This is a genomic window from Myxococcus sp. AM009, assembly GCF_013372605.1.
GTDB classification, from domain to species: domain Bacteria; phylum Myxococcota; class Myxococcia; order Myxococcales; family Myxococcaceae; genus Myxococcus; species Myxococcus vastator.
The window spans coordinates 1-8,610 of sequence record NZ_JABXEP010000232.1; the positions used below are offsets into that span (position 1 = coordinate 1).

Below are 8,610 nucleotides of genomic sequence, written 5' to 3' on the forward strand. Positions count from 1 at the left end.
TCCCCACCCCCCGGTCCGCCCTTGTCCAGTACGAATCCGCGACTGAAGTCCGCGCCCGCGTCCGACGAGTCCCTGGACGACGCCGCGCTCCCGCCGTCCGAGCGGACCGGCACCCAGGAAGCCACCGGCGCGCGGGAGTCCACCGCCACGCGCCTGACGGGCCCCCTGGGGCTGGCGGAGGGGGGCACCCGCACCCTCATCGCGCCCCTGGAGGCGGGCGAGCTGCCCAACGTGGCCCAGATCAAGGGCCTGCGGCTGGACCAGATTCTCCTGCTCACCACGGGCATCCTGGTGGTGCTCATCGTGGGCTTGCTGGCGGCGCTGTCGGTGGCCTCCACCAAGTCCCAGTTCGAGGAGACGGCGCTCGTCTCCAAGGAGCGCATCCAGGAGCAGGCGCGCGAGCTGGGCCAGACGGTGGGGCAGACCATCGCGCTCACGTCCGCCACCAACCTGCGCGACAACAACTACGCCTTCCTCGAAGAGGTGGCGGGCTCCATCGTCAAGACGAACCCCAACATCCTCCGGGTGCAGATTTTCGACCCGGACGGGGTGCGGATGGCGGACAGCGAGGGCGCCAGCGAGGACAAGGAGGACGCCGCACAGGTCCGCCGCGCCGAGCGCCGGCTGGTGAGCGCCTTCTACCGGGGGCAGCCCATCTCCGAAATCCAGGAGCCCATCGACTACGGCTCCAGCAGCGGCAAGGGGCTGGTCGTCATCAGCTACTCGCTGGGCGGGCTGCAGAAGCAGCTGGAGTCGCTGGAGCAGGACAAGCGCGCCACGGTGCGCGCCACCACGCTGCGCATGCTGGGGCTGGGCTTCGGCTTCGTGGTGCTGGCGGGCGTGCTGGTGGCCTACCAGAGCCGCCGCATCACCCGGCCGCTGGGCATGTTGACGGGCAAGGTGATGCAGCTGGCCTCCGGCAACCTGGGCGCGCGGGCTGGAACGGCGCAGGGCGCGGGCCGCGAGGTGGTGACGCTGGGCGTGGTGTTCAACCACATGGCCGAGCGCATCAAGGTGCTGCTGGAGGACGTGCGCGCCAAGGCGCAGCTGGAGCGCGAGGTGTCGCTCGCGCGCACCGTGCAGGAGACGCTGCTGCCGGGGCGCGAGGGCGTTCAGGTGGGGCCGCTGCGCATCGCCGGCCTGGCCGTCACCGCGGACGCGTGCGGCGGTGACTGGTGGTTCCGGGCGGCCCTGGACGACCGGCGCATCGTCATTGGCATCGGCGACGTGACGGGCCACGGCCTGTCCACGTCGCTGGTGGCCACCAGCGCCACCAGCGGCTTCGCCTCGGCGATGACGCTGCGCGAGCCGTCGCAGGTCAACGCGCAGATGCTCATCACCGCCCTCAACGTGACGCTGGCCAACGTGGGCCGCGGTGAGCACCAGATGTCCAGCGCGCTGGCCGTCATCGACGTGTCCAACGGCTACATCGACTACGCGGCGGGCGCGCACCCCAGCCCGCTGGTGTTCAACAAGCGCAGCGGGCAGATTGCGTCGCTGCCCGCGCGCGGCCCGCTGCTGGGCGCCTCCGTCGACTCCCAGTTCACCTCGCGCCAGGCCCAGCTTCGGCCAGGGGACGTGGTGGTCTGGTACACGGACGGCCTCACCGAGGCGCGCGACGGCGCGGGCAAGCTCTACGGCACCCAGCGGCTGGCCGCCGCCGTCCAGGCGCACGCCCACCTGTCCGCGGAGGCGCTGCGTGACGCGGTGCTGGCGGACGCTCGCGCCTTCAGCGCGGGCCAGCCGCAGCGGGACGACATCACCGTGGTCGTGGCCGAGTTCAGCCCCGCCGCCTGACTTCCTTTCGGGACCCCACACGCATGCGACGCTCCCCACGACATCCCCGGTCGCGCCGTCTCACGCCGGCGCTCGCGCTGCTGACCACCCTGTGCGGCCCGCCCGCGCTGGCGCAGTACCGCCCGCCGCCCATGTCCGAAGCCCAGCGGCTGGTGCGGGACGGCGAGGCGGCGCAGGTGGCCGCCAGCGCCGCCAGCGCCTCGGGCGACAAGAAGGAGGCCGAGGAGAAGCACCGCAAGGCCCTGGCCCTCTTCGAACAGGCGCTGACCGCCGAGCCCGGCTCCGTGGCCGCCGCCGCGGGCCTGGGCGCCAGCGCCAACGCGCTGAATGACTGGCAGCGCACCGTGGACCGGGTGCAGCCGGTGTTGACGGCGAACCCCGCCGAGCTGGCCCTGGCCTATCCGGTGAGCGTGGCGTACTTCAAGCTGCGCCGCTTCCCGGAGGCCGTGCCGTTGATGGAGCAGGTGGCCACGGCCGACAAGGCCGAGCACCTCATCGTCCACTACTACCTGGCCAGCTACTACCTCTACCTCCAGCAGGGAGACGCGGCGGCCACGCGGCTGAAGCGCTACCTGGCGCTGCGCCCGCAGGCCCTGGCGCCCAACGACTTCCAGATTCACGAACTGCTGGGGCGCGCGCACGTGCTGCGCCGGGACGCCGCGGCGGCGCGCGCGGCCTTCCAGCAGGCCCAGGCGGGGAAGCCGGAGTCGCCGTCGGTGCAACTGGGCCTGGCGCAGGTGCTGGAGCTGGAGGGCAGGGTGGTGGAGGCGCGCACGCTGCTGGAGGGCGTCACCACGCGCTTCCCGCGGGCGGGCGACGCGCGGGAGAAGCTGGCGCGGCTGTACCTGGGCGCGGGCGACGTCGCCAGGGCGGACGCGCAGGCCCAGGCGGTGGTGAAGCTGGGCAGCTCCCCCGCCGCGCACCTGCTGCTGGGGGACGTGCGCTTCGCCCAGAAGAACGCGGCCGCCGCGGAGGCGGAGTACCGCAAGGTGCTCCAGCTCCAGCCGGGCCTGGTGCTGGGGCAGATGGCGGTGGGCAAGGCGCTCCAGGCCCAGGGCCGGCACGAGGAGGCCATCCAGTTCCTGGAGGGCGCGGTGCGCGCGGGGGCCAACAGCGTGGAGCTGTGGGCCAACCTGGGCTCGGTGAACCGGCGCGCGGGCCGCTTCCAGCGCGCGGTGGAGGTGCACCGGCGCGTGGTGGAGCTGGCGCCGCGCCACGCCCTGGGCTACGTGCTGCTGGGCGCGGACCACTTCGCCACCGGCCAGTGGGACCAGGCCATCGAGGACTACGCCAACGCGCTGCGGGTGGAGCCGGAGCACGCCGGGGCGAAGCAGTGGCTGGCCCGGACCCTGGCGCACCGGGCGCGGGACAGGGCGAGCACGGGACGGCTGGAGGACGCCGTCCGGGACCTGCGCCGCGCCTACGACCTGGACCGCGGCGCCCCCATGGCCCGCCGGCTGGGCGCCGCGCTGCTGGAGACGCGCGCCTACGCGGACGCGCGCAAGGTGATGGAGCAGGGCGTGACGCTGTCCGGCGCCGCGTGGCGTGACAGCCTGCTGCTGGGGTACGCGCGGCTGGCCACGAACGACGCCCAGGCGGCGCTGGAGGCCTTCACCCGCGCGGGCGCCCAGACGGAGGAGCCCGACGAACAGGCGGAGGCCTCCGTCGGCGCCGCGCTGGCCGAGGTGGAGCTGGGGCAGGTGGACGCGGCGGTGCAGCGCCTCACCGCGGTGGGCCCGTCGCGCGCCGCGGCGCAGGTGGCGGGCGCCAACCTCCCGCGCGTCCTGGTGCGCCGGGCGCTGGCGCGCCTGGAGGCCGGAGACGCCGAGGCCGCCGAGCGCGATTTGGAGCTGGTGGACAAGCTGGGCACGGGCAACCGCAAGGAGCTGGCGCGGCTGGCCCAGTTCGCCCGCGGCCTGGCGCGCGCGGAGGCGGGGCGGCACGCGGAGGCGAGCGCCGCCATCGCCAAGGCCCTCACCCCCATTCAGCCCTGGGCCTGGCCCAACACGCGCGCGCTGGCCACCGCCTTCGTGCTCTACAAAAAGGGGCAGGTGTCCGCCGCGCGCAGGCAGCTGGCCGTGGCGGCGAAGAAGCCGATGCCCGGCCAGCCCCGGTGGCTGACGGCGATGACGGGCGCGCTCCACCGGCGCGAGGCGTCGCTGGCGTACAACGCCGGCAACATGCGGGTGGCGGAGAAGGCCTTCAAGGCCGCGCTCGCCGGCGACCCGGAGAGCCCGCAGGTGCAGCACAACCTGGCCTGCGTCGACTGGCGCAAGGGCCGCACGACGAACGCCGTGGAGACGTGGCGCCGGCTGGAGTCGAGCGTGCCGGTGGCCGCGCTCAACCTGGGCATCGACGCGCAGGAGCGCCGCAAGGACGCGGGCGAGGCCGTGGAGGCCTGGCGCCGCTACCTGGCCGGCGGCAGCGGCCCGCGCATGGCGCAGGTGCGCGAGTGGAAGGAGCGCCTGCAGAGCCTGCACGGCCTGTCCGAGCCCGCTGGCGCCACCGTGGAGGAGACCCCATGAAGACCTCACCTCGCTTCCTCCTGGCGGGCCTCGTGCTGGCCTGCACCCTGACGGCCAGCACCGCGCTCGCGGCGCCGAAGAAGGCCACGCTGGGGGTGTTCCTGGCCACCACGCTCGCGGATGGCCAGGAGCGCTTTGAATACGCGGAGGCCCTGGCCGCCCGGCTGACGGAGCTTCTGGACATGCCCGTGGCCGCCAAGAGCTTCGGCCGCTACGAGGACTTCTCTCGCGCGGTGGCGGGCGGGATGGTGGACTTCGCGGTGGTGGATGCGTGGGCCGCCGTGCAACTGGGCGCGAAGGCGAAGCCGGTGGCCTGGGCCTCGCGCGCGGGTGACACGCAGCAGCGCTGGGCCATTGTCGCGATGCAGCGCGGCGTGGTGAAGGACCTCGCCGGCAAGCGCCTGGCGCACGTGAAGGGCGCGGGCCCGGCGGACCCGAAGTTCGTCACCCACGTCGTGCTCGGTGGCGACCTGGACGCCAAGAAGCACTTCAAGCTGGCCCCCGTGCCGAACGTGGAGTCCGCGCTGAAGATGCTGGAGGCCAAGGGCGCGGAGGCGGCGCTCGTCCCGCTGGCGCACGTGCCCAAGGGCAAGGACGTGCGCGTCCTCTACCGCAGTGGCCGGGTGCCGGGCGCCGTGCTGGTGGACCTGCGCAACCACGAGGCCGCGCTCACCGGCGCGCTGGGGAAGGTGGGCGCGGTGGCGCCCTTCGATGCCTTCGCGCGGCTCCAGGACAAGGCCTTCGACGATTTCCGCAAGCTCGTCACGCGCGGCCCGCCGCGGCGCCAGCCCGTGCTGGCGGAAGGGGCCGAACTGCACGTTGAGGCCGAGGTGCTGGTGCGCTCGGAGGAGCTGGGCCCCGCGCTGCCGTCCTTCGTCGGAGACCTCGCTGTCTCCGCGGAACAGCCAGACGACTGATACTTTCCCGAGTTTCTAGAGAATGAGAGCCAACGACTTGGCCCGGCGTGGGCTCTGGGGTAGCTTGAAAATGATGGCGTTGATGTTCAGCCGTGAAACGGCGTTCCCCCGGACGCAAGCGCTGGCGCCGAGCCCGTCTCCAGATCGTACGTACAGGACCTCGGGTGTCCATGCTCCACCCTTGGATGTGAGAACGATGCACTCGACTGTGTTCGGTGAGCCGCGGCAAGGCGCGGCGAAGGCGGTTGCCGGACGCCGCGCTCTGCGCGCCGGCCTGCCTCTGTCCATCATGCTGTGCGTGCTGTCCCTCGTCGTCCCTTCGAGCGCGACAGCGCAGGAGGTCGCGCAGGCGGAGGCTCCCGCCAAGGTGAAGCGCCGGAAGCGGGTGGTGAAGCCCGCGCGCCCCGCCGCCCGGACGGCGAAGAAGCCGAAGAAGCCCGTGCAGCCGCCCGCCGACGAGCCGGAGATTCCCGTCCTGGGAGGCGAGCCCCCCCCGGAGGAGCCGCCGCCGTCCCTCGCGCCCGCCGCGCCGCTGGCGCCGGCCACGCCGCTGACGGCCGAGCCGCTGCCCCTGCCTCCACCGCCGGTGGGCACGGACTTCATCCCGCCGGACGCGCCGACGAATCCCCCGCCGGCCACCGCGCAGCCCGAGCCCGCGTCGAACGTCCCCATCACCGCGCCCTTCGCCGAGCCGGCCATGAACCGGCCCCTGCCTCCACCCTCCGGGCTCGCGGGCCTGGACGGGGACCCGCTGGGCGGCGCCGACGCGCTGGAGGAGTCCGTCAACCGCGTGCTGAGCGAGGCGGTGGTGACCACCGCCGGCAAGCGCAACCAGCGCATCTCCGACGTGCCCCTCACGGTGTCCTGGATTCCGGCTGATGAGCTGGAGGGGACCGGCCAGTTCACGCTGTGTGAGGCCATCCAGTACTTCCCCGGCATGGAGTGCCGCCGGGGCTCCATGCGCAAGGCGGCGGTGAGCGCGCGCGGCCTGGGCTCCAACTACCTGTCCAACCGCCTGCTGCTGCTCCAGGACGGCCGTCCGCTGACGGACCCGTGGACGGGCCAGTTCTACGCGGACGAAACCACGCCGCTCACCAACCTCAAGCAGGTGGAGGTCATCCGCGGCCCGGGCTCCTCGCTGTACGGCTCCAACGCCTTCAGCGGCGTCATCAACATCATCCAGCGCCAGCCGTCGGACCTCATCGAGAAGGGCAAGAACGTGGGCGCCGAGGCCCGGGTGCTGGCGGGCCAGGACCAGACGTGGCGCCTGCACGGCACCGTGGCCGGCCGTGGCGGCCCGGTGGAGGCCCTGCTGGGCTACTACGGCTTCGGCTCGGACGGCCCGCAGCTCTTCAACGACCCGCGCGTGGGCCGGGTGGACACCAACCAGGACTCGCTGGTGCACCAGGTCAACGGCAAGGTGCGCATCGGGCCCCTGGCGCTGGACGCGGACTTCACCGACGCGGAGATTGGCCGCCCGGGTGGCACGCACATCTCCACCGTGGGCAACTGCGGACGCTGCCACTACACGCCGAACGACTCCGAGTCGGTGCAGAACTTCAACGCGTCCGCGCAGGTGGACCAGCAAGTCACCGACAACCTGCGCCTCTTCGGCCAGGCGTACGGCTTCTTCAAGCGCCGCGACGTGCTGATGGAGAACGCCTTCGGTGGCGACCCCACCCGCGCGCTGGGCAAGCGGCGCCGGCTGGGCGGCGAGGCGCGCGCGCTGTGGACGGTGGGCAACCTCAACGTCACCTTCGGTGGTGACTTGAAGGCGGACGCCGTCAACGTGCCCAACGTCCTGCCCGAGCTGAGCATGGACGACACGCGGCAGACCATCCTGGGCGGCTTCGTGGACGCGGAGTACCGCCTCTTCGACCGGCTGGTGTTCGGCGCGGGCGCCCGCTACGACCGCTACCAGATTCCGGAGCAGGTCTGGCAGAACCGCACGGACCAGATTTCCCCGCGCGCCAGCGTCGTGTTCCACGCGGTGCCGGAGCTGCTGACGCTGCGCACCAACTACGGCCGCGCCTTCCGTGCGCCCACGTTGGCGGAGCTGGCCATCAACCAGCAGATGTACGCGGCCACACTGGTGGGCAACTCCAACCTGCGCGCGGAGACGCTGGACACCATCGAGGCATCGGTGGATTTCTGGCCCTTCGACAGGAGGGTGCGCCTGACGGGTACGGGCTTCTACAATCTGGCGAAGAACTTCATCAACCAGCAGCTCGTCTTCGGCTCGGTGTCGCAGTTCCAGAACATGGGCGACGCGCGGGTGGCGGGCTTCGAGCTGGAAGCGGCCGCGCAGATTCCGTCCATCAACTCGTCCTTCGACATCGCGTACCAGTTCCTCAACGCCAGGTCGCTGCCGTACGACGACGGCCCGCAGTCGCCGCTGGACTACGCGCCGGCCCACCGCATCTACGCGCGTGGCCGGACCAACATCGGCAAGGTGGCCTTCGTGGAGCTGTACGCGCTGCTGGTGGGCTCACGTTATGACCCGGGCTTCGAGGTGGACGAGGCGACGGGCCTGCCCACCACCCGCGTGCAGCTGCCCAGCTACGTCACGGCCAGCGCGCGCGTGGGCTTCAACGTCTACGACGGCATCTCCGTGTCGTTCCTCGGCTCCAACCTCTTCAACGCGCAGTACGAGGAATCCCACGGCTTCCCAGCACCGCCCCAGTCGTTCTTCAGCGAAGTCAAGGTTCGATACTAGCCCTTGAGTACCGCCCCCCACCTCGAGGCCGGCGGCCTCCTGTTGATTGCAGACGAGTCGCTCTCTCCGGCGCTGGTGGAGCAGGCGGCTCCCGTCCTCGCGCAGGGCGGCCTGGCGCTGTGCCAGGGGCCCGGGTCGCCTTCAGGGCCTCGGCGCCTGGTGCTCTTCGACGGGAAGCTGACGCCCACGCACGCGGAGGCGCTGCGCGGCGAGCCGCCCGCGCTGCTGCTGGCGACACGGGCCTCCGACGGACGTCCCTCCACGTGGGAGGCGCGCCTGTTGGGGGACCTGCTTCGCGGCGCGCCGCTGCTGCCCGCGGGGGCCTCGCGGCACCGGCTCCAGTCGGTGGCGGACATCAGCGCCGCTGGTGGGGCCGCCGCGCGGGCCGTCACGCAGGCGGGGGGCTCGCGCACGGCGGCGGCGCTGGTGGGGGACGTGGTGCACGAGCTGGCGGCCAACGCGATGTGGGACGCGCCGGTGGATTCGCGGGGCCAGCACCGGTACGCGCACCGCCGCTCCGAGGTCCGCGAGGTGGCGCCGGAGGACGCGTGCGAGCTGGCCTACGCGGTGGAAGAGGGCCGCATGTGGTTGGAAGTCGTGGACCGCTTCGGCGGTCTGCGTCCGGGGCCCTTCGCCCGGGCGCAGACCGCCGAAG

5 protein-coding genes are annotated in these 8,610 nt (G+C 72.7%); all 5 read left to right on the forward strand.

The genetic code is table 11. From position 1 onward, the window contains the following. Positions 1–21: 21 nt before the first annotated feature. The gene (locus HV824_RS33310) at positions 22–1,797 is read left to right on the forward strand and encodes a PP2C family protein-serine/threonine phosphatase (protein ID WP_176417547.1); all 1,776 of its coding nucleotides are present in this window, start codon (positions 22–24) and stop codon (positions 1,795–1,797) included. A 23-nt stretch (positions 1,798–1,820) separates the two neighbouring features. Continuing rightward, complete coding sequence (locus HV824_RS33315) at positions 1,821–4,322, forward strand: tetratricopeptide repeat protein (RefSeq protein ID WP_176425071.1); 2,502 nt, start codon at positions 1,821–1,823, stop codon at positions 4,320–4,322. Next, positions 4,319–5,239, forward strand: coding sequence for a PhnD/SsuA/transferrin family substrate-binding protein (locus tag HV824_RS33320; protein WP_176417549.1), 921 nt, complete (start codon positions 4,319–4,321; stop codon positions 5,237–5,239). The genes HV824_RS33315 and HV824_RS33320 overlap by 4 nt, the downstream gene beginning before the upstream one ends. Before the next feature lie 22 nt (positions 5,240–5,261). After that, a complete protein-coding gene (locus HV824_RS33325) occupies positions 5,262–7,955 on the forward strand; it encodes a TonB-dependent siderophore receptor (protein ID WP_176425072.1) in 2,694 nt (897 codons plus the stop codon). A gap of 3 nt (positions 7,956–7,958) precedes the next feature. Further along, a partial coding sequence (locus tag HV824_RS33330; protein ID WP_176425073.1) for a hypothetical protein occupies positions 7,959–8,610 on the forward strand: 652 nt, incomplete at its 3' end.

Coding starts and splice junctions, on each gene's coding strand:
- HV824_RS33315 (WP_176425071.1), top strand. CDS start 1,821: ATGCGACGCTCCCCACGACATCCCCGGTCGCGCCGTCTCACGCCGGCG.
- HV824_RS33320 (WP_176417549.1), top strand. CDS start 4,319: ATGAAGACCTCACCTCGCTTCCTCCTGGCGGGCCTCGTGCTGGCCTGC.
- HV824_RS33325 (WP_176425072.1), top strand. CDS start 5,262: ATGAGAGCCAACGACTTGGCCCGGCGTGGGCTCTGGGGTAGCTTGAAA.